Origin of the sequence: Hyphomonas sp. GM-8P, assembly GCF_003263315.1 — a bacterium.
GTDB lineage: Bacteria > Pseudomonadota > Alphaproteobacteria > Caulobacterales > Hyphomonadaceae > Hyphomonas.
In genome coordinates this window covers 1-25334 of the sequence record NZ_AWFE01000069.1, presented here as the reverse complement: position 1 = coordinate 25334, position 25334 = coordinate 1, and the positions used below count along the sequence as shown (strand labels likewise).

The window sequence follows — 25334 nt, the reverse complement described above, 5'->3', positions numbered from 1 at the left end:
CGCAGGATGCTTCAAGTCATGTTCAGGGGGTCAAGATGATCGGAAGACTGGCCGCATGTATGGTTGTGGTGGCAGGGCTCGCGGCGTGTGCACCTGCGCCCGAGGAGGAGAAGCCCGCCGTGACAGAGCCTGCCACAGAGCTGCCGGAACCAAGGGAAGGGGTTGCGACAGATCGCTTCGCTCGCCTCGCGCTTGCCTGCGTACACAAGGAATATCCGAACAAGATCGGTCATCTACTGAATTCGGATGCCGACGTCGACGCACCGCACGATCTCTATCCGGCATTTTATGGTTGTTTCGACTGGCACTCCTCGGTCCACGGCCACTGGCTACTGGTGCGTATCCTGAACACGGATCCGGAAACGCCCTACCACGATACGATCATCAGGGCCCTGTCGCAGAGCTTCACACCGGAGAACATCGCCGGCGAACTCGCTTACTTTGAGGCGCCTGACCGAAAGAGTTTCGAGCGTCCCTATGGCCAGGCCTGGCTTCTCCAGCTGATGAGTGAGCTGCGCGAAGCTGACTTCCCGGAGGCGGCTACATGGGTCGAAACCCTATCGCCACTCGAAGACCTGATCGAGAAAAACACCTCTGACTGGCTCGACAAACTGGTCTATCCCATACGTATTGGCACCCATAACCAAACAGCCTTCGCCTTCGGCCTGATGCTCGACTGGGCCGACACGGCAGAGCGGATGCCGTTTCGTGAAAAACTCTCCGCGAAAGTGCTGGGCTTTTATGAGAAGGACGTGAACTGCCCGCTCTCCTACGAGCCGTCGGGCGAGGACTTCCTCTCGCCCTGCCTGATGGAAGCTGACGTCATGCGCCGTGTGATGGGTACAGAGCAATACGCCGCCTGGCTCAGCCTGTTCCTGCCGCAAATACCGGTAAATGGCGGCGCCGACTGGCTGGAGCCCGGCATGGTTCTGGATCCGTCTGACGGTAAGCTGGTGCACCTCGATGGTGTGAACCTCTCCCGCGCCTGGGCGCTGGAGGGCATCGCCTCGGCTCTTCCGGAAAGTGACCCGCGCCGAACCGCGTTGCTGGCCGCCGCAGCCCGCCACAAGGAGACTGGCATCGCAGCGGTAAGCGACACGCACTATTCTGGTGGTCACTGGCTGGCAAGCTTTGCGACCTATCTTGAAACACGGCGAGGCATTCGCAGCGAATGAAGCTTTCCGTCGGCCCCGGAGCGCTCGTTGCCGCGGCCTTCATCGGTCCGGGTACGGTCACAGCCTGTACGCTTGCCGGCGCAAACTTCGGCTATGCCCTGATCTGGGCACTCGTCTTCGCGACGTTTGCCACGATGATCTTGCAGGACATGGCCGCGCGGCTGGGCATTGCGGGCGGTATGGGGCTCGGCGACGCGCTGGTCGCGCCAGGAACGCCCGCAATTCTGAAATGGCTTTCGGTTGTGCTGGTTCTGGCAGCACTGGCGCTAGGCAATGCGGCCTATGAGGCAGGCAACCTGTCCGGCGGAGCTCTGGGAGCTGGGGCCGCGTTCGGCTGGCCTCCGAATGCGCAACGCCTCATCGTGTGGGGGCTGGCGTTACTTGCTGCCTTGTTCCTGTTCATTGGACGATACAAGCTTTTGGAACGACTGCTTGTTGGCCTCGTCCTTCTCATGAGCGTCGCCTTTGCGGGCAGTCTCATTCTCGTCCGTCCGGATTTCGGCGCGTTGGTCGGCGGTCTCAGGCCCAGTTTGCCGGAAGGTAGCCTGCTGACAGCAATCGCCCTAATCGGTACGACTATCGTGCCTTACAACCTTTTCCTGCACGCTGCCTCTGTGCGGGAGAAATGGCCGGATGGAGGGGAAGGGGCCCTGAATGCAGCGAGCGCAGACACGCGGCTTTCCATCGGCTTCGGTGGCCTCATCTCCATTCTTGTCCTCGCAACAGCGGCGGGCAGTCTCTTCGGTTCCGGTGTGACCATCCACAGTGCGGCGGATATGGCAGCGAGCCTCGAGCCAGCCTACGGCTCCGCGGCGCGCCTGCTGGTCGGTACAGGCCTGTTCGCTGCGGGGCTCTCCTCTGCGGTTACCGCGCCGCTCGCCACCGCCTATGCAGTCTGCGAGGTCACGCGTTTGCCGAGGACGGGCGCCGCGTTCCGCGCCATCTCGCTTGGTATCCTTGCCATTGGCACATTGATCGCTTCGCTGGGCTTGAAGCCTGTCAGTCTGATCCTCATTGCGCAGGTGGCGAACGGGATCTTGTTGCCCATCATCGCCATTTTCCTGATTGTGACGATGAACCGCAAGTCGATCCTCGGTACCCACGTCAATGGTTGGGCGAGTAACTTGCTCGGCGGCGGCGTTGTGTTGATCGCGGCAGGCTTTGGCCTCCGCCTCATCATGCGGGCCCTGGGAGTCTGGCCATGAGCAAGTTCATTTGTCTAAACGCCGACGTGGGTGAATTGCCGGGCAACGAAGGCCGGGCTCTGGACCGGGCAATTCTGGACGTCGTCACACGTTGCAGCATCGCCTGCGGCGGGCACGCCGGAGATACGGAAACGATGACTTCTACCGTTAGCGCGGCCTGCGACCTGGCAGTGCGCATTGGCGCGCATCCCTCATACCCCGATAGGGAAGGGTTTGGCCGTTCACGTATGAATCTGAGTGACAATGATCTCGCGAGTACGCTTCTGGCCCAGGTTCGAACGCTTCAGGCAATTGCTTCGGAGTTTAATGCCGATGTGGCGCACTTGAAGCCGCATGGGGCACTATACAATGACGCCGCCAAAAGCGAGGCGCTCGCGGAAATAGTGGTTTCCATCTGTCTGGACACCAAGATCCCGGAATTAATCGGCCCGCCTGGGTCGGCCTTGCATCATAAAGCACAGCAGGCCGGAGTCTCTTTTGTTGCGGAAGCATTTGCGGACAGGTCTTACGAAGCAGATGGCAGACTTACTCCGAGAACTGAGGAAGGCGCAGTCATCACAGACGAAGCCCGACAACTGGATCAGGTATTCAGTCTTGTCGAGTCTGGGTCGGTGAAAGCTCGTACCGGCGAGCGCATCGCCGTGCCTGCGCAAACCATTTGCCTGCATGGAGACACACCAGGCGCGGCACGCTCTGCGTTGCTATTGAAGAAAGCGCTCCTGGAGCGTGGTGTATCTATAAAGGCGCAATAGGAAATGAAGGATTTCCAGATCTTCCTCATTGGTGACGATGCCGTTGCCGTGCAGCCGTCAGACCGGATCGTCAGACACCCGCTTGCGCGGTCCCTCCGTTCGTCCGGCGAATGGGTCGATGTTGTGCCGGGCAAGGAGATTGTTGCTGCGCAATTCAATCCGGCTTCTCTCTCGCCGAAGGATGCTGTTCGACGCATGGAAGCCTGGCTTGAAGGTTTTCATGCCGATTCCGATCAGGAAGGGGAGGTGGTGGATCTGCACCTCGATACGTCCAGTGCCAATGCACTTGATCTTGAACATCTGGCGGCCAGCAATGAGCTTTCACCAGCGGCATTTCTTGAAAAGGTCACGCAAAGCGACCTTGTCGTCGATATGCTCGGATTTACACCGGGTTTTGCCTACGTCGAAGGTTTGGATCCGGTCTTGAAAGCTGAACGTCTTGCAGTTCCCCGGCAGAGGGTGGCGGCAGGATCCGTTGGTCTGCTCCAGGGGCAACTGGGTCTTTACGGGCTTTCCGGTCCCGGGGGGTGGCCAATCATTGGGCGGCTGACGAACAGATTGTTCGACCCACATCGCGAGCGTCCGTTCCTTTTAACTGAAGGCACGCGTGTCCGCCTGAACCTGGTGGGACGCTGATATGAGCTTTGAAGTTCTGAAGCCCGGTATCCAGGCAACATTGCAAGCGGCTCCCAGACGACAAATGCGCCACTTCGGTGTACCAGCATCGGGACCCGCTGATCCGCTTTCCATGGCACTCGCCAACAAGCTGGTTGGCAATGCGGTTGATGAATGTGCGCTCGAATGTCCGCTCGGAATGGTATCCCTCAAGGCAAGGACAGACTGTTCAATTGCGATTACTGGTGCCCAGGTGGCGGCGCATATTGGAAACCGTTGCGTTGGAATGCATCGGACTCTCGTTGTGATGGCAGGAGAGACAATTACGATTGGAGCGCCTGAGGCCGGCGCCAGAGTATATCTCGCGGTTGCCGGTGGATTTGCAGGTGACGAATTTCTCGGAAGCCGCTCCACCTGTTTACCAGCTGGATTTGGTGGGCTGGCTGGGCGAGCGTTGAATGCTGGGGATATTATCAGTACAAATACCAAACCTATTGCGCCCAGCTCGTTGGAAACGCCCGACAGAATGCAGCAAGAATTCCAGCACAGTTATGCGCTGAGATGTGTTCCGGGGCCGGATGCAGACAAGATTACAGGTTGGGAAGCGCATCAGGATTTCGTCGCAACCCGCCGCGCAGACCGGACTGGAATCGAAATCTCTGGATCATGGCCCAAGCCAGACCAAGCCGCGATGAAGGCAAGCTCGCCCGTCTTTCCCGGTGCCGTCCAGTTGACGCCAGCAGGCGCGGCATTCGTATTGCTTCCGGATGCACAGACGACGGGCGGCTATCCACACATCTTGCAAGTGGCCCGCGTGGACCGGCATCTGTTAGGACAAATCCGTCCTGGGGAGCGCATTCATTTCCTGCTCAGGAGTCCAGACGATGCAGCCAGGGAACTGCGCGAAAAATTGGGATTTTTCAGGGACTGGCTACCGGACCTGATGCTCTAGAGCGGTTTATCCTCATCAATGAGGATGCGGTTTGCAGAACCGGCAGGGTCATCGAACTGACCGGTGCGCACAGACCAGATAAACGCCCCAAGACCTAAGAGGCCCATGAACAGTGCGATCGGGATGAGAAAGAGAATGCCGCTCAAATCACTTTCCTTCCGTAAAAGCAGCCAGTCTGATGGCATTCAGGGATACAGCCACAGATGAAAAGGACATGGCAAGCGCTGCAACCAGCGGCGTTGCATGCCCTGTTACGGCAATCGGTATGGCTACCAGATTGTACAGCGCTGCAAATGTGAAATTTTCGAGCATCACGTTGCGCGTCCGTTTCGAAATTTTCAGCAATACCGGCAGTGAGGAAATGCCCCCTGAATAGACAGCATCACTTGCGGCCTGGCTGATATCAATGGCCGTGCCTGGCGTAACTGACGCATGGGCCAATGAGAGTGCCCCGGCATCATTGAGGCCATCGCCCACCATGAGGACTTTGTGTCCCTGGTCGCGAAGGGTTTCGAGACGGGCGGCCTTTTCCTGCGGGGATGCCGCAGAAGTGTAGTCTGACACGCCAAGCTCGCGGGCAACTTCGGACACCCGGTTTTCTGTGTCGCCGGATAGTATCTCCGTCTGATAGCCGGCAGCTTCAAGTGCCTTGATCGCTTCATCGGTTCCCGGGATCAGGCGGTCTGCAAACTCCAGCGCGATGGGCTTTTCATCACCGCGCTGGAGATACAGGTTGCGCGTGTGCGAAGCATCCTGGTTCAAACCAATCCAGCGACCGGACCCAAGGCGCCAAAGCTGACCATCAATGGTTGCTTCCAGTCCACAACCGGGAATTTCTTTCACATTCGGCGCGACAGGCCCCGGTCCTGCGGCGTCAGAAATGGCGCGAGACAGTGGATGACGACTGGATCTCGCCAGCAGGGCAGCGTCTGCGATGGTATTTTCGTCGGTTTCCTCACTGAGTTGGGGAATGCCCAAAGACAAAGTCCCGGTTTTATCCAACACGATCCGGTCAACTGAAGCGAAACGCTCAAGGGCGTCCCCGGATTTCAGGAATATGCCCAGCTGGAACAATTTGCCGGCGGCAACGACATGCGCGACTGGTGCGGCAAGCGCGAGGGCGCAAGGGCAGGTGATGATGAGCGTGGAAACCGCAATCAGAATGGATTCCCGGAACCCTGCGCCCGCCAGCATCCAACCGATAAAAGTAAGTGCCGCCGCAGAGTGAACGAAAGGCACGTAGAGGGCGACCGCCTTGTCCGCGATCTTGCGATAGGCAGACCGTCTTTGTTCCCCAGCATCCAGCATTCGGCCAATGTCGGCGAGCAGGGAGTCTGAAGCCCGAGATAGGGCTTTGGCCTGCACCGGACCAGACAAATTGACTGCGCCGGCGTATATCCGCATGCCTTTTGACAGAACATGCGGGGCGCTTTCCCCGGTCACCAGGCTTTCGTCGAGTTCGCAAAACTCATCAGAGAGTGCCATATCGACGACCGCCCGTTCACCCTGGGACAGCAGGATCGTGTCGCCAGGGGCCACAACGCCGGGGTTCACCTTGATCGCATTTCCATCGCAATCGATCCGCGTAACGGCGCGGTTGGACATGCCGGCCAGATCATTTGCAGCAGAACAGGCCCGCCGACGGACACGCGCTTCTAGAAAGCGGCCGATCAAGAGGAAGAAGATGAGCATGGCAGCGGCGTCGAAATACGCGTGCTCTCCACCGCGAATGGTTTCTACGACGCTGACCGTGAAGGCCAGGGTGATCGCGAGAGAAATCGGAACATCCATATTCGCTCGCCCGCGTTTCAGCACAGACCAGGCGGAACGGAAGAAGGGCCTGCCGGAGAACGCAACCGCCGGAAGTGCGATCACACCGGATATGGCATGCATGATTTGTTTCGTGTTGGATCCCATCTCTCCGGCGCCGGCCCAGACTGACACTGAGAGCAGCATGATGTTTGCAGCAGCAAAGGCCGCGACGCCCATGGCCAGCAGAAGTTCACGCTCTTCCTTGCGCTGGACCTCGTCCGCATCCGTTTCGGCGGCGGCGCTGACGCCGTAGCCCAGACCAGAAACTGTTTCCGCGATCTCTGAAGCGGGCAGGGGGCCCTGCCAGGTGATGTCGAACTTTCCCGTCGAAAGGTTCAGTCGCGCTTCTGAGACACCCTCTAGCGCCCCGACAGACTTCTCGATCTTGGCGAGGCATCCAGCGCACTTTGCGCCCGACACATGAAGTTCTAGATGCTGGGATTTGCCATTTTTCTGCACAAATGCAGACAGGCCCGCAAATGGCGACTCCTGTTCTGGTGTGTCGCCGAGGGACCAGTCTCGCGTATGAGCGAGGACGTCCGACGTGCTCATGGGATGATCAGCTTCTTGCTCGCTACAAACTCAACCTCATCCGTACCATAAGGCACACTGGCTTGCACGCGTGCTTCCCAGACGCCTTTGTCGAGCAGAGAGATGTCAGCAAAATAATCGCCATCCATGCCGCGCTGAAGGTCGATTGGCACGTCTTCAGCACCGGTCACCGTGCGGCGCAACTGGGCCTCGATATCCTGCGCAGGCAGCGGAGATCCGTCGATATCGAGGAACCGGACCACCAAACGGTCTCCGGTCTCTGTTGGCGTCAGGCCGATCTGGGCAGACCAGCCCTGTTCTTCCTGAATCCGGCGGGCAGAGATCGCTTCGTTGTAGTGAAGCCCTTGCAGGTAGGATTTCTGCTCATCCTCACCCGGGAAGGAACTGAGCGCCGCCCAGAGAAAGATGCCGTTCACAATGAACATGAAGCCAAAGAAGGCGCACAGCAGCATGAAAACATGCCAGCCCGTGAGCCGGAAAGGTTTGGGAGTTGCAGTCACAGGCATCAGTTGCCTCCCTGAACAAAGACGGCAGCCGCATCTTCCACTTCACCGGTCTCGGTATCCCGGACAAGGACGGTGTAGTCCACACGTGGAGATGTATCATCAGAACTGCGGGTTACCAGCATACGGAACCTGGAAACGCCGTGGCCGTTGAGATCCAGCTCGACTGTACCGTCACTTTCGGTCTCGAGGCCAACCATCTGAAGTGTTGCGCCGTCGAGACCTTCGATTTCGATCGCCACATGGCGTTTGGAGGCGGCCTTGTTGACCAGTTTCAGCGTGTAACCGTTACGGATATCGCCATCAGAAAGGCGAACAAATGGCGGGGAGCGATCCTTCAGGACGTTCACCTCAAAGGTCGACTTGTTGAAGTACCCAAAGCCAACCATTGAGGCGATGATCAGCATCAGTGCTGCATACAGCATGGTACGCACACGAAAGATCTTGTAGGTCGGCTTACGGCCTGCCGCACGGTCCGCGACCGCAACGTCAGTATCGTACGCGATCAGACCTGTCGGGCGGCCGATCTTTTTCATGATATCGTCGCAGGCATCGATGCAGAGCGCGCAGTGAATGCACTCAAGCTGAGCGCCATCGCGGATGTCTATCCCCATTGGGCAAACCTGCACGCATTGCTTGCAGTCGATGCAATCGCCGCGGCCTTCCCAGCTTTCGTTCTTGCGGTGCGGTCCGCGAGGTTCCCCGCGGTCGAACCGATAGGTCACGTTCAGCGCGTTCTCATCCGTCAGAGCACCCTGGATACGAGGCCATGGACACATGTATGTGCAGACCTGTTCGCGCATCCAGCCTGCCAGGAAGTAGGTCGTGAAGGTCAGGATCCCGGCAAAGAAATAGGCTGTCAGCGGAGCTTCGCCGGTAAACCACCCCTTCGCCACCGTCGGCGCGTCGTGCCAGTAGAGCACAAACGCACCACCGGTCCAGAACGCGATGACGAGCCAGATGATGTGCTTGCCAATCTTCCGCCAGGCCTTGTTGAAAGACCATGGCTGTGCATCGAGCCGCATGCGAGCGGCTCGGTCGCCCTCGAATGCCCGCTCGACCCAGATGTAGAGGTCGGTCCAGACGGTCTGAGGGCAGGTATACCCACACCAAGCCCGCCCGAATAGCGAAGTAACCAGGAACAGGCCGAGCGCGCCAATGATCAGCAGGCCAGCCAGATAATAGAGCTCCTGCGGCCAAATTTCGAACCAGAAGAAGTAAAACTTTTCACCATCGAAATCTGCAAGAACTGCCTGATCCGGAATGCCTTCGCCTCGTGGCCAGCGGATCCAGGGCAGGACGTAATAGATGCCCAGGGTGACAGCCATCACGATCCACTTGACCATCCGAAACTTGCCATGGGCGAGTTTCGGGTAGATCTGCTTCCGGCCCTCATAGAGCGACGGAGGCGTCTCGTTTGACTTCGTGTGATCGATGACAGTCGTCATTACCCGGGCACCAATATACTTTTGTTACTGAGCTTTACTCGCCGCCACCAAGGGAATGCACGTAGACAGCCAGAGCCTTGATGGTAGCATCGTCGAGACGACCCTGCCATGCGGGCATGTGGGAGTTACGAGCATTGGTGATGGTGGCACGGATGTCGTCCGGGCTCGAACCATAGAGCCATTCAGCATCCGTGAGGTTCGGCGCACCGACATCTCGGGAGCCTTCAGCATCCATGCCATGACAGCTCGCGCAATTCGTGAGGAAGAGTTCATCCCCGCGAGCCACCGCTGCCGCATTTGCCTCATGACCACTGACACTGAGAACATACTGAACCAAGTCATCGATCTGAGAAGACGTCAGCAGGCCATCGCGGCCAAAGGCTGGCATTGCAGAGAACCGGGTATCCGGGTCTTCTTCATGGCGAATACCATGGCGAAGCGTCTGCTCGATGCCATCCAGCGTGCCGTCCCAAAGCCAGACATCGTCTGCCAGCATCGGGTAGCCCTTGGCGCCGCGGCCACCAGAGCCGTGGCAGGTTGCACAGTTGTCGCCGAAGGCACTTTCACCCATGGCCATCGCGAACTGCTGCAGATCCAGGTTGTTCTGAATGTCCTGCAGCGATGCATCCAGCAGCTGAGCCGAAGCGGCGCTGCGTTCAGCGTGAAGCGAAGCGACACTTTCGGCCACCGCATCGCGGTCAGACATTCCGAGCACTCCGGGAGTGTTCCGGCTACCCATACCTGGAAGCGACGGCAGGGCTGGCATGGCGATCATGTAGAGGATCGCCCAGAATATCGTGCCATACCAAATATACAGCCACCAGCGGGGAAGGGGATTGTTCAGCTCCTTGATGCCGTCCCAGGAATGGCCGGTTGTTTCCACACCGGACAGGGCGTCGATTTCCTTGTCGGTCTCACTCATCTCCAGGTTCCCCTTCATCGAGCGGCCAATGAGCCGCTGCTTGGAATTTTTCCTTGTTTGATGGCCACAGCGCATAGGCGACCGCGACAGCAAACATCAGAACGAAGAAGCCCAGGCCCCATGTCTGGGCAAATTTTGACAGAATCTCATACATGGCCCTGCTCCTTACCTGCGGTTGTCCAGATCGTCGGCTTCATAGGTGGAGAAGTCCACCAGTGTGCCGACCATCTGAAGGTAAGCGACAAGCGCATCGAGTTCGGTGACCTTTTCCGGGTTGCCGTCATAGTCAGCGATCCGGACCGTGCCTTCACGACCTGCAGCTTCCTCATAACGGGCCACGAGCGCATCCTGTGCGTCATAGTCCGCATCGGGATCAGCCTGGGCGATCAGGTCGGCCTGAGCGTTCTCGATCATTTCGTCGGTGTACGGAACCCCTTCAAAGCGAAGTGCCTTGAGGTGGTCGTCAATCGTTTCGAAATGCAGTGTATTATCCGCTAGAAAGGCGTAAGGCGGCATGACCGATTCAGGCACCATGGACTGAGGATCTTTCAGGTGATCCACGTGCCATGTGTCCGAATACTTGCCGCCGACGCGGGCAAGGTCCGGTCCGGTCCGCTTCGAGCCCCACTGAAACGGGTGGTCATACATGCTTTCCGCCGCCAGAGAGTAGTGGCCGTAACGCTCCACTTCGTCCCGCAACGGCCGCACCATCTGCGAGTGGCAGACATAGCAGCCCTCACGGATGTAGACATTGCGGCCAGCAAGTTCGAGCGGCGTGTACGGACGCATCCCCTCAACTTTCTCGATCGTGTTCTCGAGATAGAAAAGCGGTGCGATTTCCACGATCCCGCCGATGGCGACAGTAACCAGGATGCCAAGCGTGAGAGCCAGAGAGTGACGCTCAAGCGTTTCGTGCTTTTTCATCAAGCCCATCAGTAAGTCTCCTATTCAGCGGGCTGGAGCGTCGCGGCGGCCGGTGCATCGACGGGACGGGTGCCTTCAGCGGCAGCGCCGTGGCCGAGAGCCGTGCGGACGAGGTTGTAGGCCATGATCAGCGCACCCGTGAGGTACAGGCCGCCACCCAGGGCGCGGATGATGTAGCTGATGTGCTTGGCTTCGACAGTTTCAACGAAGCTGTACTCAAGGAAGCCGTATTCATTGTATGCACGCCACATCAGGCCTTCGAGGATACCGGCGAAGTACATCGCAACGATGTAGAAAAGGATGCCGATGGTCGCGAGCCAGAAGTGCCATTCGACAAGCTTCAGCGAATAGAGCGACGGACGTTTCCACAGCCACTGCGTTGCACAGTAAAGCGCACCGAAGGAGATGAAGCCGACCCAGCCCATCGAACCTGAGTGTACGTGGGCGATGCCCCACTCGGTGTAGTGCGACAGAGCGTTGACGGCCCGGACACTCATCAGCGGCCCTTCGAAGGTCGACATGCCGTAGAAGGCGAGGGCGACGACCATCATCCGGACAACCGGGTCAGTCCGAAGACGGTCCCATGCACCGGACAGCGTCATCACGCCGTTGATCATGCCGCCCCAGCTGGGCATCCACAGCATTACCGAGAAGGTCATGCCCAGCGTTTGCGCCCACTGCGGCAGAGCCGTGTAGTGCAGGTGGTGCGGACCAGCCCAGATATAGATGAAGATGAGTGACCAGAAGTGCACGATCGACAGACGATAGGAGTACACCGGCCGCTGAACCCGCTTCGGAATGAAGTAGTACATGATGGCCAGAAAGCCCGTGGTCAGGAAGAAGCCCACAGCGTTGTGGCCGTACCACCACTGCGTCAGAGCGTCCTGAACCCCTCCGAAGAGCTGGTAGCTCTTGGAACCGGTCAGCGTGACAGGCACTGTGAGGTTGTTCACGATGTGCAGCATCGCGATCGTGACGATGAAGGAGAGATAGAACCAGTTCGCCACATAGATATGGGGTTCTTTGCGCTTCCAGATCGTACCGAGGAAGACCAGAAGGTAAGCCACCCAGACAATGGTCAGCCAGAGGTCTGCATACCATTCCGGTTCAGCGTATTCTTTGGACTGGGTAACGCCCATCAGATAGCCGGTGCCGGCAATCGCGATGAAGAGGTTGTAGCCCCAGAACACGAACCATGGCCACATGCCGCCAGCCAGGCGAGTCCGGCAGGTGCGCTGGACAACGTAGAAGCTTGTGGCGAGCAGGACGTTGCCGCCGAACGCAAAAATGACCGCTGACGTGTGCAGCGGCCGAAGGCGTCCGAAGTTCGTCCAGCCGAGCTGTTCGAAGTAGAAGATATTGGGGAAGGCCAGTTGGAGGGCGATGATAAGCCCGACCAGGAAACCGGCAATGCCCCAGAACATTGAAGCCGTGACACCGAATTTTACAATCGTGTCTTCGTAGACCGTTTGATCGAATGGATCCCGGTCACCAAGGCTGCCCGCCCAGAGCGCCAGTGCCAGAAGCCCCACCACGGCAAGGCCGAGGAAGAGCCAGGCATGTGCGCCCATAAGTGGATCGGCAGCATGGCTGGCGATCAGCAACGCCAGAATGGCGAAGATGCTGGTAAAAGCCGCGACACTGCCAATGCTGGCGAATGCCGAGGACCGTCTTGTTTGTAACGTGCTCACGTTATTGACCCCCTGCGAGTCGTTGGAATTCTGGCGCCTAATTGCCGGTGTCGACTTCGAACCGGTATACGGTAAACTACGGATGGGCTTCGCTGTCGCATCCGCCTAGTTCACAAATCGTATTGGAACATGCCTGAAGGAGCAAACAGATGACCAAATGGCTGATGGCGGGAACAGCCCTTCTCGTGGCCGGTTTGTTGAAGATCTGGCAGCACACAAACGCTCCAATGACTCTGCAGGACTATCTCGCATTCCGGTGCGGATCCGCGACAGAGGCACATGGCGATTCCTTCCTCACCTTTGCAGGCCATTGCTGGGGGTGTCCGGTAGCAGCGGCAGGGGCAGCGATGGTCGTTTATGCTGCGGTTATGATCATGGCATCGTCGCGTCGTGCTGCGGTGCCGGTTCACCGATAATCACGATTGGCGCCGCTTCTGGCGTAACGTGACACGACTTTCGGGACTTTGAATTTTGAGCGATCTTACCGGCGACGCAGTATCGACTGATCTGGAAGCGCTCCAGCTCCATCTGAGGTCCATTCTGGCTTCCGTGCCAGATGGAATGATCGTGATTGACGAGCACGGCAAGATCCTCGCTTTTTCCAGCGCTGCTGAAAAACTCTTCAATTACAAAGTCGAAGACGTCATTGGTCGAGACGTCAGCCTTCTTATGGGCGGGCATGACGAAGCCAACCATCAAACCTACGTCAATAACTATCTCGAGACCGGCAAACGCCACATCATCGGCGTGGGCCGGGTCGTCTCCGCCAAAAGGTCGGACGGCACGATCTTCCCGGTGGACCTGAAAATCGGCGAAGCGAAGGTCGGCGACCACTACCTCTTCACTGCATTCGTCCGCGACCTGTCGGAGCAGCGTCGCAACGAACTTCGCATGCAGGAGATGCAGGCAGAACTGGTCCATTTCTCGCGCATGAGCGCTGTGGGCACGATGGCCTCGGCCCTGGCTCATGAGTTGAACCAGCCCCTGACAGCCGTCGCTAACTACCTCGAGGCAGCCCGGGACTTGCTGGATTCCGATTCGGAAGACGCCGGGGAAATTCTTCATGAAGCATTGGATGAAGCCTCCCGGCAGGCGGTGCGGGCAGGCGAAATTGTCAGAAAGCTGCGCGGCTATGTGTCCCGCGGAGAGATAGATGCGCGATCAGTTCTCCTGGCGCCGATCCTGATCGATTCGATCGCTCTGGCCCGGATATCAGGCGATATGGCGGACATACCGATCGAAAAGGATATAGAGCCGGATCTTGGCGCGGTTCTGGTGGACCCGATTCAGGTTCAGCAAGTCGCAATCAATCTCCTGCGCAATGCTGCTGAAGCCCTGAATGGCGTGACGGCACCGAAGATGCGGGTAAGTGCGAAAAAGGGTCCGGATTCGTTTATTACCGTGGAGGTTTGCGACAATGGCCCCGGTATGTCCGAAGAGGTTCGAAAAACGCTCTTCAAACCATTCATGACATCAAAGTCCCAAGGCATGGGGCTCGGCCTGTCCATTTGTCAGACAATCGTTGAGGCGCATGGTGGGAAGATCGAAGCTGTTCCTGCGGAGGAAGGTGGGACGTGTTTTCGGTTCACACTTAGGCGTGATACCGCTAGTGCATCTTCATGAGTGAACAAAAACTGATACACCTCGTCGACGACGATGACGCTGTGCGCCATTCGGCAAGCTTCATGCTGCGACATGCGGGGTTTGCCGTAAAAACCTACGCCGATGGCGTGGCCTTTCTCGAAGTTGCAGAAGAGGCGGCCGCAGGCTGCATTTTGCTGGATGTTCAAATGCCACGAATGGATGGGCTTGAAGTTCAGGAGCAGCTCAACGCTCGCGGTATTGCGATGCCCGTGATCGTTCTGACAGGACACGGCGATGTGAATGTCGCTGTGAAAGCTATGAAAGCCGGCGCTGTCGACTTCGTTGAAAAGCCTTATGAAAAACAAACGCTTGTGGATGCACTTAATCGTGCGTTCCAGCGCCTCGAAGAACGTTCTCAACGGGATCTGCTGGTCGATGAGGCGCGAGGCAAAATTGAACATCTGACCCCGCGCGAACGAGAAGTTCTAGAGGGATTGGTGGACGGCCACACGAATAAGTCAATTGCCGACACACTCGATATCTCTCCGAGAACGGTCGAAATCCATCGGGCCAACCTGATGGAAAAACTGGGGGCGACCAGTCTGTCGGGTGTGCTGCGGATCGCGTTTGCTGCTGGCATCGGATTCGATGGCAAGGTTACGGACTAGTACCTAAAGACAGCATACAAGCCATGCGCCAACATACAGGCTCGGTATTCCTGTTGTTGGGTGGCCATGTCGAACGCATTGCTGAACAGACCAAAAAACGTTGCTGTTATTGACGACAGCGAAGCCGTACGACGCTCCTTGGGCGTACTGCTGACAGCGCGCGGTTATGCATCAATGGGTTTTGACGGTGGAGTGCGGTTCCTGGAATCCCCACTTCGAAATTCGTTTGATTACCTGCTCATCGATTACAAAATGGAAGAAATGTCCGGTGTGGACCTTCTCCACGCGTTGCGAGAGGAGGGTGTCGATACGCCGGCAGCAATGGTGTCAGGCTGGGAAACATCCGGTCTTGAGGAGCTCGCGATCAAAGCAGGGTTCACAGCGTTCATCCGCAAACCCATGCTCGATCACATCCTTTTTTCGCTCATTGGACCGCCAGACGGCGGGGAAGGGGTGCCTGTTGGCAACCCGAAAGCCAAAGGCGCTGCTTAATAAATCCTTTCCAGGCGTTTGATAGCAGACAAGCTTGCACCTGATGACGGTTCCGCGATTGCTGAGGCACGATGGGCAGAAGACGTGTGAACGTCAGCTCGGGCCGACAGGACGAATTTACGAGTAAGTCTAAGTACCTGTAATGCCAGTCGTTTTACATCCTCAAGTCGCATAATCATCATTATGGGAAATATGTTTGCCGCTCACGTGGACTGGCTTATAGGACATCCACGACCATCCCATCGAAACCTGGTTCGACATTCGAGGGCAGCTCCCTTTTCAGGGTCTGGTAATCCAGATCGACATGCATATTGGTCAGCACTGCCTTTCGGGGCTTTAGTTCCGCAATCCAGTCCAACGCTTTTGACACGTTGGCATGGGTCGGATGGTCTGTGTATCGCAGCGCATCGATTACGAGAGTGTCGAGATCCCGTAACAGGTCCTTAGTTGGTGACGGCAGGTCGCTCACATCATTGCAGTAAGCAAAATCCCTGATCCGAAATCCCAGACACCTGATGCGGCCATGCTCCATGTCGAAGGGTAGAAGGTCGATTTCCCCGCCAGCCCCCCAAACCGAAAACGTTTCTCCCGGAGCGATATCCGGCTGCAGATCAAGAATAGGCGGATAGCCGCCCTTGCCTTCGAAGCAATAGTCAAAGCGGCGCGTCAGAATTTCCCGGGTCGCCTCATTCATATATGTTGGGAGCGCGGCCCGTCGCCGGATCACCAATGGCCGGATGTCATCGATACCATGTACCTGATCCGCATGTTCATGCGTGTAGACCAGCGCATCAAGATTGGTGACGCCAGCCTCCAGGAGCTGCTCTCTCAGATCGGGCGACGTATCTATCAGGACGGAAGTCCGCCCTCCGGATTCCAGCTCTTTCTCGATCAGCACACAGCACCGGCGACGCCTGTTCTTTGGTTCCAAGGGATCACATGCGCCCCAGTCGCCTCCTACGCGCGGCACTCCGCCAGATGACCCGGTACCGAGCAGCGTACAGCGCATACCTGCGCTCATGATGCGGTTACCTTACTGAACAAACGGATCGCATTCTCTTCGGTAATCTGTTTCACCTCGTCAGAGGACATGCCTTTTAGGTCCGCGAGTGCGTCCGCAACGAATGGTAGGTAAGCAGGTTCGTTCCTTCTCCCGCGCATTGGCACTGGAGCCAGATAAGGACAATCTGTTTCCAGAATAATTCTATCCATCGGGACGTCGGCGATCACAGCTCGAACCTCCCCGGCGCTCTTGAATGACAGAATTCCAGACACGGACACATAAGCCCCCAACGCCAAAGCGCGCTGGGCCAAGTCTGCGCCTCCCGTGTAGCAATGAAGCAAAGGCTGAAAAGCGCCTTTCTGGAACTCCTTCTCCAGAATATCCGCCATAAGATCATCTGCTTCGCGCGTGTGCAGGATTAGTGGCAAGCCGGTATTCCGTGCGGCAGCAATATGCTTCTGAAGGCTCTCAACCTGATCCTTCTCGGCGCTGTAGCCGTAGTGAAAGTCGAGACCCGTTTCGCCGATTGCGACCACTTCCGGATTTGAAGCCGCGTCGATCAGTTGCTCCACCGTCAGGCTTCCAAAGTCCTTCGCGTGATGCGGGTGAACCCCCGCAGAACACCAGATATCATCGTTCGCCTGCGCGATGGAGAGAATAGCGGGAAAATTGTCAAAACGGTCGCAAATTGCCAGGAACCGGCTGACACCTACGCTCCGCGCGCGCGTCAGCACTTCCTCCAGATCGTCCGCAAACGGTTCACCGTGTAAATTTACGTGAGTATCAAACATAAAGTGCGATCTAGTGTCGGTCTGGTGCAGACAAAAGTCCCGAGATGAGTTTCGCGGCCGCCTGCTCCGGGTCCATGTTCAGTTCATCCGTCTCACCGATCAGTGAGACTGCACTCAACCACTTACGAGAGCGTTGTGGCGATTCAATCGCGGTATCGGCCAGCCTGGACAATACTTCGTCCCTGAAGGCGGCGAACGCAGCGCTGTCGGTTCCCGCTGCCTGAATGGCGCGGGTCACGATAGCGTCGTTGGGTCGAGGCATGGATTTCATAAGCGTGCGAGCCGCGTTGGTCGCGATCCGGCAAGTTTCTGATGATCGTTCGACAGCAAGGCCAGGCCGCCCATGATGAATTTCTGAAGCATTGCCGCCAAAACCCTCCAGCTGAAGAACTGCCTCCATATCTTCCCGTTCAAGGGGGCGAAGACGCAGCGTTCGGCAGCGCGACCGGATCGTTGGCAATACGGGTCTCGATCCATGATTGATAAGGAACATCATGGCTGCGTTTGGAGGCTCTTCCAGCGTCTTCAGGACAGCGTTTGCTGAATTGCGATTCAATTCGTCCAGCGAGTCGACGATCCCTACACGCCATCCGCCAAGGGCTGGACGGTAGGTAAAGAACTCATTGAAAGCACGGATTTGTTCGATCGAAATATCCTGCTTCAGCTTTCCCTTGTCATTCAGTTCGCGTGTCAGAACGCGAAGATCCGGATGTCCGCCAGATAGGCACCGGGACATGACAGGATCATCCTGTGGTGCATCGAACGGGGCATCCGCTGGTCCGCGGGCGCCAAGCAGCCAGGCGGCGCACCGCAAGGCGAACCGCGCCTTTCCAATGCCTGACGGTCCTTCAATCATCCAAGCGTGGTGCATCCGGCCGCTTGCTGCCGCGAATTCAAAGGCGCTTTGCGCTTCCGCATGGCCGATAAGAGGCAGGGCCGCCGTCATGATGGCAAACCCTGTTTCTGTCCCAGTAGTCGGGACTCAATTTCGTGCCAGGCGTAGTTCGCCACCTCACTGGGGCTGCGTGAGGCATCCAGCAACATGCATCGCTCTGGCTCGCTTCTGGCAACATCAATAAACGCCTGTCGAACGGCCTCGTGAAATGCCCGGTCGCGTAACTCGAAGGCATCGGCATCTCCTCCGCGTTCTGCGCGGCGGCTGGCGGCCTGCTCCACGGGCGCATCCAGTACGAGCGTTAAGTCAGGGTTGGTTTCACCGAGGACAGAGCTTTCCAGCATTCGGAGGACGTCAATTCCGACGCCATTTTGAACGCTCTGATAAACTCTCGTTGAGTCAGCGAACCGATCACAAAGGACCCAGCTTCCAGCTGCCAGGGCGGGTCTTATTTTTTTCTCCAGATGATCCGTGCGCGCTGCATTCATCAGCAGAGCCTCGGCCATGGAAGACCAGACCTGTCCCTTCGGAGGATGCAGGACAAGGTTTCGGATTTCTTCGGCCAACTCGGTGCCACCCGGCTCTCGAGTGAGCACGACCGTCTGACCTGTTGCCTCCAGCTTGTCGCGCAATGCAGCCAGCAAGGTCGACTTGCCGGTTCCTTCACCGCCTTCCAGCGTTATGAAGCGTCCACGGCTCACGACTGGCTTTCGCTGCCGCCGAGCATGTGGCTAAGCCCTTCAATCGCTCGGCCGAAAAAGCCGAGCTTTGCGACGTCCGCGTCAGCTAGGATCGGTGCTTCCACTGGCTTCTGACCCGCAATTGTGATGACCAATTTTCCGATGTCATCGCCTTTTTTTACGGGAGCTTCGATTGGGCCAGGCAGGACGATTTCGGCTGTCGCTTTTTCCATGCTGGCCTTGTAGCCGGCGACCCGAACTTCACCTGCGAGCTTCACCGGGATCGTCTGTGTTTCACCAAGCCAGACCGGAACGCCAGGCAGATCAACCGAATCCGGTGTCAGGGTCTTCAGGTCAAAACTGTTGAACGCGATCCGCATGAGGCGCTCGCCTTCGGCGGCTCTCGCAGCCATGGAGGGCAACCCATTGATGACGATCGTCCGACGAATGCCATCGCGGACAGCCGATGCGGTCAGACCGTAACCCGAAACCTCGAGATGTCCGGTTTTCACGCCATCGGCGCCGGACACTTCCAGAAGCGGGTTTCTGTTCGCCTGGGTAAAGTCCCGCCACGTGTAGGAAGGCAGCGAATACCAGGCATAGTATTCGGGATAATTGTCGATTGTCAGCTTGGCGAGTTTGGCGAGATCTTCGGCAGAGATCACGTGCCCAACCGCTTCCAAGCCTGTGGAATTCAGGAAGTTTGCAGAATTGAGACCCAGTTCATGAGCCAGACTGGTCATCCGGCGCGCGAAGGCTTCTTCTGAACCAGAGATATTTTCAGCCAGTGTAATACAGGCATCATTGCCCGACATGATGATAATGCCATGAAGCAGTTCTTCGACAGTTGGCGTATCGCCGGGCGCGAGCCCCATTGTCGACGTCCCGGAAGGGAACCCGCCTTCACGCCAGGCATTTTCGCTGACGGTGAACTTGTCACTCATCGAAAGCTCGCCACGTCGAACCATTTCGAAAACCGTATAAGCGGTCATCATCTTGGTCATGGAGGCAGGGACCATCGGCTCTTCACCAGCCTTTGAAAAAAGGATGGCGCCAGTTTCGTGGTCCATGATGACGGCGTGCGTTGCCGGCGTATCCAGGATCTGAGCGTTTGCGAAACCTGCAATGCCTGCGACAGCGAAAGCCGCTGCGGCGACGGTGTTCCGGGCAATCTTCGGCAAATTCATGGAAGGGGCCTCCAACGTTCTGTTCGGTGGCCGGAATCAGATCCGGCCCCATTTCCGATTAAACAGAAAAAAGGGCCGGTTTGTGGTCAGGGTCAATGGTGCCGCGTGCTGTTATTCGCCAACAACGATGCGCCCTTGCGAGATACCAGCATAGGAAAGGTCATTCCGTGCGCGCTCCGCTTCAGACCGGCTGAGCAACGGGCCAACGCGAACACGGAAGTAATCTGCACCGTTCACACGTGCCGGCACGATCGTTACTGGCAGAGATGCCTGAACGCGATTGCTGAGGGTCTGCGCATTCGAAATGTCGGTGAAAGACCCGATCTGAACGAAATAGTCGCCCGCATCTGCGGCTGGTGCGGGAGCACTGTAGGTATAGGTTCGCGTTTCCTCGCGCGGCTGTGGCGCCACCGGAGCGGGTTTATATGCAACTGGGGCAACATAGTCAGCTGCCTCATAAGACGTGCTCGAAGCCATTTGCGGTGCTGGTTCCGGTGAGGACGAGGCGGCCCCCGCTGGCGCTGCGCCGAGATAGCGAACGCGGAGTGTAGCCTTCCCTGCCCCGTTCATGCCGAGTTCGTTTGCGGCGCGCGGTGAAACCTGCAGCGAAGCGCCGTCTTCAAACGGGCCGCGATCGTTAACGCGCAACACGACTTCCTGGCCAGTTTCCGTATTCACGACCTGAATGAGACTCGGCAAAGGCAGGGTGGGATGAGCAGCCGTCATGGCGTTCGGATCAAATGTTTCGCCATTGGCGGTCGGCAGGCCGTTGAATTCCGCACCATAGACAATTGCGACGCTCGTTTCGTCAAACACCGGAACGGGCTCACTGGAAACGGCATATGCTGCGGCCGGAGTGAGCGTCCGGGCGGCAGGTTGGTATGATGACAGAGAAACTGCAGGAGCTGCAGGTGCCGGGGGTGGCGGTGTGACCGGCTGAAGGCTCTCCAGCGGCTCGCTTTCCACAGCAGACACGGACCGCTGGGCTTCAATGCGCGCAGCAGCCGCACGTGCGTCGAAGCTGTTCGGGCTCGTACCGGAAACGGTAGAATAGTTCGGTGTGGGGGCCTCAATGCTCGCATATTCGCGGGCAGCCGGTTCCTGATATTGGGGGCCCTGCTCTGCCGTCATGCCAGAGCTTTCAACCGCACCGGCAGGGCCCGGATAACGGAACTGAATGCGCGCCTGCTTCTTCTGCTTTGCATCTGGAGCGCGGCTCGGCTCGATGTACTGCGGCTTGCCTTCCGGATAAGGCGACGTTCCAGTGGCATAGACAATCGGAGCCGGGTCGCGCTTGCCAGCATGAGCCGGAGCAGCGAGGGCAAGTGCAATCGCGCCGGTAAGGACCAGCGACGGGAAATGCAGCGATTTCGATGCGGAAGAAACGGTCTTCAAGGTTCACCTCATTCTGAGCTGCGGGTCATTCTATGACCCTTTGGGACGGCTTTTCTGCCCTCCAGCGAACCCTCTGTAGCATAGTGTGGTGCAGGCCTTATGAACCTCACCTGAAGGATCCTAAGAATACGGTTACCGCTTGTTTACGGGTTTTCAAGCTGCACTCTTGCCGTTTGCCATAAACACAGGTGAAGAGGTGCGACATCAATCAGAGCGAGAGCTGGCCCAGAACCGCCCCGCAGGAGGAATACACCAGATGCAGCATAGAATGGGCAAAGGCCCCCTGCTCGATGCGCGTGGCCGGTTGGTTGAGCGCGGATGGGCAATCGAAGAAGTCCGGCAGTACGAAAGATCGGCCATCCGGACGAACGGTCTCCGGATCAAGGAGTGGGACTATTACTGCATCCTCACGCCGGACTACGGCCTGGCCCTCACGGTGGCCGACAACGGCTATCTCGGGTTTCTGGGCACTTCCTGGATGGACCTGAAGACCGGGACAGCCGTTAATGATGGTGCCGTCATCCCGTTTCCCATGGGCCGAATGGGTTTGCCGCAATCCGCAGACCGCGGAGACATCGTCCAGAACCACAAGGACATGTCGCTCAGCTTCCTCCATGAGCCCGGCGGACGCCGTTTGATCGTTGACGCGCCGCGTTTTGACGGAGGCCGGGGCCTGAAGGGCGAATTGTGGCTCGCCCAGCCGCCGATGGACCGGATGGTCATCGCCACGCCTTTCCCGAACGCATCCAAGGCTTTTTATTACAATCAGAAAATCAACTGCCTGCCCGCCAAAGGCGAGATCGTGATCGGCGGAGACACCTTCCGGTTCAGCCCGGATTCCGCTTTCGGCGTCCTGGACTGGGGGCGCGGTGTGTGGACCTACAGCAATGTCTGGTACTGGGGATCGGCCTCCGGAATGTGCGAAGACCGCTGCGTTGGCTTCAATATCGGTTACGGCTTCGGCGACACGTCGTCAGCGTCCGAAAACATGGTGTTCGTGGATGGTAAGGCCCACAAGCTCGATCAGGTAACCTTCCACATGCCGGATGGGTCACCGGATAGCGCTCCGTGGCGCTTCACCAGCAATGATGGCCGCTTCGAATTGAACTTCGACCCGATCGTCAATCGCCACCACACGACGAATCTCGGCCTGTTCAAAACCTCACAGGATCAAGTGTTCGGCACATTCTCCGGCAATGTAAAACTGGACGACGGTTCGGTACTGAAGATTGAAAGACTTCCCGGTTTTGCGGAAGAAGTCCGCAACCGCTGGTAATGCGAAAAGGCCGGTTCTGAGGACAAATCAGATTTGCTGGCGGAGGAGGAGGCCGCGATACCCTGCTCCGCCAACTTCCATAGTCCACCGATTTTCCTTTTAAAACACAGTGAATAAGGGCCAATTCTTCCGCATCCTTCCATGACAAACCGCTGCCAACCGCATATATTGGGCGGGTATAAGGATGGGTAAAACATGGCTCGCATGCTCAATCGGCTAACTGCCAACCAGATCAAGGCCGCCAAGGGCAAACAGATGCTCCCTGATGGCGGCGGCCTGTATCTCCAGGTGACATCAGACGCAGGCAAGTCATGGCTGTTCCGGTACCGCTGGAAGGGCAAGCGCCCCGAGATCGGCCTTGGCCCCTACCCCGCCGTGACGCTGGCCGAAGCACGCCGACGGGCAGATGTGGCAAGGGCCGCCCTTGCAGAGATGCCGCCGCTAGATCCGAAGGTGGCTCTGAGAGATACAGGTGAGCCGTCTCCCGCCTTTGCGGACTGGGCCGAGGAATGGCTATCCACCAATCTCGAAAGCTTCAGCAATACCAAGCACCGCCAGCAATGGCGCAATACGCTGCGCGACTATGCCCAACCGCTAAGGGACAAGCCGGTAGACGCCATCGAAACCGAGGATGTGCTTGCCTGCCTCCAGCCCATCTGGGCCGATAAACGGGAAACAGCCCGCAGGGTGCGCGGTAGGATCGAAAAGATCCTCGATGCCGCAAAGGCGAAAGGACTTCGGGAAGGCGAAAACCCTGCCCGGTGGCGGGGACATCTCGATTCCTTGCTTCTGGACCAAAGGAAGCCGGTAAAGCACCACGCTGCCATGCCTTGGGCTGAAGTGCCCGCTTTCATGCGGCGCCTAGTTGCCAGCGATGCACTGAGTGCAAAGGCACTTGCCTTCCTTGTCCTGACAGGCGTTCGTTCATCTGAAGGGCGAGGCGCGCTTTGGGCTGAAATCGACAAGGAAGCCCGCCTGTGGACGATCCCGCCGGAACGCATGAAGGAACCACGCGAACACCGCGTGCCCCTCAGCGATGCCGCAATGGGTATTCTCGAAGGATTGGATCCGGCCCTGACCGGGAGCCATGTTTTTCCGGCGCAGCGGGGCGATGGATGCATAACTGAAACGAGCCTCCGCAAGACGATGGCACGTTATGGTGGCGGCGACTTCACCCTGCATGGCTTCCGCTCTGCCTTCCGAGACTGGGCCGGTGAAAACACTGCCTTCCCGAGAGAGGTGGCGGAGCTCGCGCTGGCCCATGCTGTAGGCAATGCGGTGGAGCGCGCTTACCGCCGCGGCGATGCCCTGGAGAAAAGGCGCGCGCTTATGCAAGCGTGGTCGGATCATTGCTTGGGCGAGGCGACCGGCAAGGTGGTGCGGTTACATGGGTAAAACCGGCGCCACGCCCAACGATAAGGTTTATCCGCGGCACTTCCTCAAGATGCGATGGAAATTTCCGTTAGCGAGCCAGCCTACCCAAGCAGCGATAATAGCATTCTCAAAGCGGCTCTACCGTTCATCTGGCGTTGCCCGCAGCCCAATATTCATGAGGCGTGAACCAGTTCTCGACAGTAGGTTTCTTGCGCGCAGCAACAGTCCGGTCCGCCTTAAACCGAGGCATCTCGAAGATCTGGCAGAGGTGGTTGAATATGCTGCTTGGCTTGTTGGTAGGCAGCACGTGCAAAATGCTTTCTCCCGAGAATATGAGGACGGAGAGACGTACAGCGTTCGCCTCCTGCTAGCTCTTCTGAGTGATATAGATGCCGTCGAAGAAAGGCGCCGCACCTCGGCGTTGTCCAAATCGGAAGCCTTTGCCGTTGCAAACCATGCGGCCGTCCATCCCGGTAAACCGACGTTAGCGAGTAAAGTTCTTTGGATGGAGGTCCTGTCGGCACTTTACTGGCTTTCTTTGACTGAGAAGAAAGCCACCGCTCAGAACTGGCTTCGGGCGCTATTGATAAAACAGGGATTTGATAAGGCCAGTCCACGCAGCATGGACAAATGGCTTGAGTGCCTGGCTGGTGACTTTTATTCCGACACTCGGGCGCCAGCTGATCTGCAAAACGTAAAGTATCAAAAGCTATCGGAAGTGCCTGAGCAGGTGCGGTTTACACCGGCACTCGCAGGTTATTGCGCATATTGCCAGTTTGTTTGGTTTCGAGGGGACGAATATGTCATTGCGTCGGCGGCCCCCACTGCACCGCCGCACCTTCGTGATCTTTGCCCGGGTCACGAAAAAATCGACGCGATTGATGCTTTCGATGCCTACGATGCATGGGTGAAAACTTGCGAGGAGGCAGGGTGGCGCGGGTGGACAGATAGGCGCGTAAAAGACGAGACCGTGCGCCGGGCGTTTCAAGATATTGCTGAGCGGGTGATCGTTCCGCTCGCACTTATTGTGAACGGCGGAAATCAATAAACGTCAAAACATCAAAGACATAGACTCGCAAAAAGTGTCGATAGCTCTGCGAGCTAATTCTTTCCAAATTATCCGTACACGCCCACGCAATCCCGCGTGGCGAGTATGGAGACAGAAATGATCCCAACCGAACGGATGGCGTATTCTATACCGGACGCCTGCGATGCCTCGGGATTTGGAAAGAGTTCGATCTACGAAGCAATCGCCAAAAACGAACTCCGGGCCCGGAAGATGGGCTCTCGGACGTTCATCATGGCAGATGACCTGAAGGCATGGCTCGAAGCCCAACCTGAAGCGCAGATCACCTACACGAAAGCCTGAAAGCAAAAGCCCGCCCCGTGTGGCGCGGAGCGGGCTCGAATTGCGTCTTGCCAGGCGCGTCACCCAATC

Annotated in this window: 27 protein-coding genes; 13 read left to right on the top strand and 14 right to left on the bottom strand. The window is 57.7% G+C overall.

Annotated elements, in window-relative coordinates:
- Positions 1–35 precede the first annotated feature (35 nt).
- The 5 genes from HY26_RS09640 to HY26_RS09620 are packed head-to-tail and all read left to right on the top strand — an operon-like array spanning position 36 to position 4699.
- On the top strand, positions 36–1175 hold the full coding sequence (locus HY26_RS09640; protein ID WP_233351586.1) for a DUF2891 domain-containing protein: 1140 nt from the start codon (positions 36–38) through the stop codon (positions 1173–1175).
- Positions 1172–2380 (top strand): Nramp family divalent metal transporter, encoded by a 1209-nt coding sequence (locus HY26_RS09635; RefSeq protein WP_112073488.1) that lies wholly within the window; start codon positions 1172–1174, stop codon positions 2378–2380. Before HY26_RS09640 ends, HY26_RS09635 begins: the two co-directional genes overlap by 4 nt.
- Positions 2377–3132 carry a 5-oxoprolinase subunit PxpA gene (gene pxpA, locus HY26_RS09630; RefSeq protein WP_112073487.1) on the top strand — a complete coding sequence of 252 codons (756 nt, stop codon included), beginning with the start codon at positions 2377–2379 and terminating at the stop codon, positions 3130–3132. The genes HY26_RS09635 and pxpA overlap by 4 nt, the downstream gene beginning before the upstream one ends.
- 3 nt (positions 3133–3135) lie before the next feature.
- Positions 3136–3768 carry an allophanate hydrolase subunit 1 gene (locus HY26_RS09625; protein ID WP_112073486.1) on the top strand — a complete coding sequence of 211 codons (633 nt, stop codon included), beginning with the start codon at positions 3136–3138 and terminating at the stop codon, positions 3766–3768.
- A 1-nt stretch (position 3769) separates the two neighbouring features.
- Complete coding sequence (locus tag HY26_RS09620; protein WP_112073485.1) at positions 3770–4699, top strand: biotin-dependent carboxyltransferase family protein; 930 nt, start codon at positions 3770–3772, stop codon at positions 4697–4699.
- Here the strand turns inward: HY26_RS09620 and ccoS are convergent.
- The 8 genes from ccoS to ccoN are packed head-to-tail and all read right to left on the bottom strand — an operon-like array spanning position 4696 to position 12431.
- Positions 4696–4845: a cbb3-type cytochrome oxidase assembly protein CcoS gene (ccoS, locus tag HY26_RS09615; RefSeq protein ID WP_034763866.1), complete on the bottom strand. Its 150-nt coding sequence runs from the start codon at positions 4843–4845 to the stop codon at positions 4696–4698. The two genes, HY26_RS09620 and ccoS, sit on opposite strands and share 4 nt — an antisense overlap.
- Before the next feature lies 1 nt (position 4846).
- Positions 4847–7063, bottom strand: a complete 2217-nt coding sequence (locus HY26_RS09610) for a heavy metal translocating P-type ATPase (RefSeq protein WP_112073484.1) — start codon at positions 7061–7063, stop codon at positions 4847–4849.
- Positions 7060–7569: a FixH family protein gene (locus HY26_RS09605; RefSeq protein ID WP_065382948.1), complete on the bottom strand. Its 510-nt coding sequence runs from the start codon at positions 7567–7569 to the stop codon at positions 7060–7062. Before HY26_RS09605 ends, HY26_RS09610 begins: the two co-directional genes overlap by 4 nt.
- Entirely contained in the window at positions 7569–9014 is a 1446-nt protein-coding gene (ccoG, locus tag HY26_RS09600; RefSeq protein ID WP_034763862.1) for a cytochrome c oxidase accessory protein CcoG, read from the bottom strand. The genes HY26_RS09605 and ccoG overlap by 1 nt, the downstream gene beginning before the upstream one ends.
- A gap of 34 nt (positions 9015–9048) precedes the next feature.
- Positions 9049–9936, bottom strand: coding sequence for a cytochrome-c oxidase, cbb3-type subunit III (ccoP, locus tag HY26_RS09595; RefSeq protein WP_065382946.1), 888 nt, complete (start codon positions 9934–9936; stop codon positions 9049–9051).
- The gene (locus tag HY26_RS09590) at positions 9929–10090 is read right to left on the bottom strand and encodes a cbb3-type cytochrome c oxidase subunit 3 (RefSeq protein WP_034763853.1); all 162 of its coding nucleotides are present in this window, start codon (positions 10088–10090) and stop codon (positions 9929–9931) included. Before HY26_RS09590 ends, ccoP begins: the two co-directional genes overlap by 8 nt.
- Positions 10091–10101: 11 nt before the next feature.
- A complete protein-coding gene (gene ccoO, locus HY26_RS09585) occupies positions 10102–10869 on the bottom strand; it encodes a cytochrome-c oxidase, cbb3-type subunit II (protein WP_034763848.1) in 768 nt (255 codons plus the stop codon).
- Positions 10870–10880: 11 nt separating this feature from the next.
- Positions 10881–12431, bottom strand: a complete 1551-nt coding sequence (ccoN, locus tag HY26_RS09580; protein ID WP_369807881.1) for a cbb3-type cytochrome c oxidase subunit I — start codon at positions 12429–12431, stop codon at positions 10881–10883.
- Positions 12432–12700: 269 nt separating this feature from the next.
- Here ccoN and HY26_RS09575 point away from each other — a divergent pair, with 269 nt between their 5' ends.
- The 4 genes from HY26_RS09575 (at position 12701) to HY26_RS09560 (ending at position 15295) form a co-directional block, all read left to right on the top strand.
- A complete protein-coding gene (locus HY26_RS09575; RefSeq protein WP_112073483.1) occupies positions 12701–12967 on the top strand; it encodes a hypothetical protein in 267 nt (88 codons plus the stop codon).
- 55 nt (positions 12968–13022) lie between these two features.
- A complete protein-coding gene (locus tag HY26_RS09570) occupies positions 13023–14174 on the top strand; it encodes a PAS domain-containing sensor histidine kinase (protein WP_034763842.1) in 1152 nt (383 codons plus the stop codon).
- Entirely contained in the window at positions 14171–14803 is a 633-nt protein-coding gene (locus HY26_RS09565) for a response regulator transcription factor (protein ID WP_112073482.1), read from the top strand. Before HY26_RS09570 ends, HY26_RS09565 begins: the two co-directional genes overlap by 4 nt.
- Positions 14804–14869: 66 nt before the next feature.
- Positions 14870–15295, top strand: a complete 426-nt coding sequence (locus HY26_RS09560) for a response regulator (protein ID WP_051599729.1) — start codon at positions 14870–14872, stop codon at positions 15293–15295.
- Positions 15296–15512: 217 nt separating this feature from the next.
- Here the strand turns inward: HY26_RS09560 and HY26_RS09555 are convergent, their stop codons facing one another.
- The 6 genes from HY26_RS09555 to HY26_RS09530 form a co-directional block, all read right to left on the bottom strand.
- Positions 15513–16316, bottom strand: a complete 804-nt coding sequence (locus HY26_RS09555; protein WP_112073481.1) for an MBL fold metallo-hydrolase — start codon at positions 16314–16316, stop codon at positions 15513–15515.
- Positions 16313–17089, bottom strand: a complete 777-nt coding sequence (locus HY26_RS09550) for a TatD family hydrolase (RefSeq protein ID WP_112073480.1) — start codon at positions 17087–17089, stop codon at positions 16313–16315. Before HY26_RS09550 ends, HY26_RS09555 begins: the two co-directional genes overlap by 4 nt.
- Positions 17090–17099: 10 nt before the next feature.
- Complete coding sequence (locus tag HY26_RS09545; RefSeq protein ID WP_051599728.1) at positions 17100–18035, bottom strand: hypothetical protein; 936 nt, start codon at positions 18033–18035, stop codon at positions 17100–17102.
- Positions 18032–18685: a dTMP kinase gene (gene tmk / locus HY26_RS09540; protein ID WP_112073479.1), complete on the bottom strand. Its 654-nt coding sequence runs from the start codon at positions 18683–18685 to the stop codon at positions 18032–18034. The genes HY26_RS09545 and tmk overlap by 4 nt, the downstream gene beginning before the upstream one ends.
- Positions 18682–19851: a D-alanyl-D-alanine carboxypeptidase family protein gene (locus HY26_RS09535; RefSeq protein ID WP_112073478.1), complete on the bottom strand. Its 1170-nt coding sequence runs from the start codon at positions 19849–19851 to the stop codon at positions 18682–18684. Before HY26_RS09535 ends, tmk begins: the two co-directional genes overlap by 4 nt.
- Before the next feature lie 111 nt (positions 19852–19962).
- Entirely contained in the window at positions 19963–21246 is a 1284-nt protein-coding gene (locus HY26_RS09530) for a septal ring lytic transglycosylase RlpA family protein (protein WP_112073477.1), read from the bottom strand.
- A 256-nt stretch (positions 21247–21502) separates the two neighbouring features.
- Here HY26_RS09530 and HY26_RS09525 point away from each other — a divergent pair, with 256 nt between their 5' ends.
- From HY26_RS09525 to HY26_RS09510, 4 genes are all read left to right on the top strand, one after another.
- Positions 21503–22522 carry a DUF2804 domain-containing protein gene (locus tag HY26_RS09525; protein ID WP_112073476.1) on the top strand — a complete coding sequence of 340 codons (1020 nt, stop codon included), beginning with the start codon at positions 21503–21505 and terminating at the stop codon, positions 22520–22522.
- Between the two features lie 195 nt (positions 22523–22717).
- On the top strand, positions 22718–23917 hold the full coding sequence (locus HY26_RS09520) for an integrase arm-type DNA-binding domain-containing protein (RefSeq protein WP_112073475.1): 1200 nt from the start codon (positions 22718–22720) through the stop codon (positions 23915–23917).
- Entirely contained in the window at positions 23910–24944 is a 1035-nt protein-coding gene (locus HY26_RS09515) for a hypothetical protein (protein WP_112073474.1), read from the top strand. The genes HY26_RS09520 and HY26_RS09515 overlap by 8 nt, the downstream gene beginning before the upstream one ends.
- A 117-nt stretch (positions 24945–25061) precedes the next feature.
- On the top strand, positions 25062–25265 hold the full coding sequence (locus HY26_RS09510) for a helix-turn-helix domain-containing protein (RefSeq protein WP_112073473.1): 204 nt from the start codon (positions 25062–25064) through the stop codon (positions 25263–25265).
- The last annotated feature ends 69 nt before the right edge of the window (positions 25266–25334 follow it).

Excerpts from the sequence above, each read along its gene's own strand:
- HY26_RS09640 (WP_233351586.1), top strand. The coding sequence starts at position 36 with ATGATCGGAAGACTGGCCGCATGTATGGTTGTGGTGGCAGGGCTCGCG.
- HY26_RS09635 (WP_112073488.1), top strand. The coding sequence starts at position 1,172 with ATGAAGCTTTCCGTCGGCCCCGGAGCGCTCGTTGCCGCGGCCTTCATC.
- pxpA (WP_112073487.1), top strand. The coding sequence starts at position 2,377 with ATGAGCAAGTTCATTTGTCTAAACGCCGACGTGGGTGAATTGCCGGGC.
- HY26_RS09625 (WP_112073486.1), top strand. The coding sequence starts at position 3,136 with ATGAAGGATTTCCAGATCTTCCTCATTGGTGACGATGCCGTTGCCGTG.
- HY26_RS09620 (WP_112073485.1), top strand. The coding sequence starts at position 3,770 with ATGAGCTTTGAAGTTCTGAAGCCCGGTATCCAGGCAACATTGCAAGCG.
- HY26_RS09610 (WP_112073484.1), bottom strand. The coding sequence starts at position 7,063 with ATGAGCACGTCGGACGTCCTCGCTCATACGCGAGACTGGTCCCTCGGC.
- HY26_RS09605 (WP_065382948.1), bottom strand. The coding sequence starts at position 7,569 with ATGCCTGTGACTGCAACTCCCAAACCTTTCCGGCTCACGGGCTGGCAT.
- ccoG (WP_034763862.1), bottom strand. The coding sequence starts at position 9,014 with ATGACGACTGTCATCGATCACACGAAGTCAAACGAGACGCCTCCGTCG.
- ccoP (WP_065382946.1), bottom strand. The coding sequence starts at position 9,936 with ATGAGTGAGACCGACAAGGAAATCGACGCCCTGTCCGGTGTGGAAACA.
- HY26_RS09590 (WP_034763853.1), bottom strand. The coding sequence starts at position 10,090 with ATGTATGAGATTCTGTCAAAATTTGCCCAGACATGGGGCCTGGGCTTC.
- ccoO (WP_034763848.1), bottom strand. The coding sequence starts at position 10,869 with ATGGGCTTGATGAAAAAGCACGAAACGCTTGAGCGTCACTCTCTGGCT.
- ccoN (WP_369807881.1), bottom strand. The coding sequence starts at position 12,431 with ATGGGCGCACATGCCTGGCTCTTCCTCGGCCTTGCCGTGGTGGGGCTT.
- HY26_RS09575 (WP_112073483.1), top strand. The coding sequence starts at position 12,701 with ATGACCAAATGGCTGATGGCGGGAACAGCCCTTCTCGTGGCCGGTTTG.
- HY26_RS09565 (WP_112073482.1), top strand. The coding sequence starts at position 14,171 with ATGAGTGAACAAAAACTGATACACCTCGTCGACGACGATGACGCTGTG.
- HY26_RS09560 (WP_051599729.1), top strand. The coding sequence starts at position 14,870 with ATGTCGAACGCATTGCTGAACAGACCAAAAAACGTTGCTGTTATTGAC.
- HY26_RS09555 (WP_112073481.1), bottom strand. The coding sequence starts at position 16,316 with ATGAGCGCAGGTATGCGCTGTACGCTGCTCGGTACCGGGTCATCTGGC.
- HY26_RS09550 (WP_112073480.1), bottom strand. The coding sequence starts at position 17,089 with ATGTTTGATACTCACGTAAATTTACACGGTGAACCGTTTGCGGACGAT.
- HY26_RS09545 (WP_051599728.1), bottom strand. The coding sequence starts at position 18,035 with ATGACGGCGGCCCTGCCTCTTATCGGCCATGCGGAAGCGCAAAGCGCC.
- HY26_RS09535 (WP_112073478.1), bottom strand. The coding sequence starts at position 19,851 with ATGAATTTGCCGAAGATTGCCCGGAACACCGTCGCCGCAGCGGCTTTC.
- HY26_RS09525 (WP_112073476.1), top strand. The coding sequence starts at position 21,503 with ATGCAGCATAGAATGGGCAAAGGCCCCCTGCTCGATGCGCGTGGCCGG.
- HY26_RS09520 (WP_112073475.1), top strand. The coding sequence starts at position 22,718 with ATGGCTCGCATGCTCAATCGGCTAACTGCCAACCAGATCAAGGCCGCC.
- HY26_RS09515 (WP_112073474.1), top strand. The coding sequence starts at position 23,910 with ATGGGTAAAACCGGCGCCACGCCCAACGATAAGGTTTATCCGCGGCAC.
- HY26_RS09510 (WP_112073473.1), top strand. The coding sequence starts at position 25,062 with ATGATCCCAACCGAACGGATGGCGTATTCTATACCGGACGCCTGCGAT.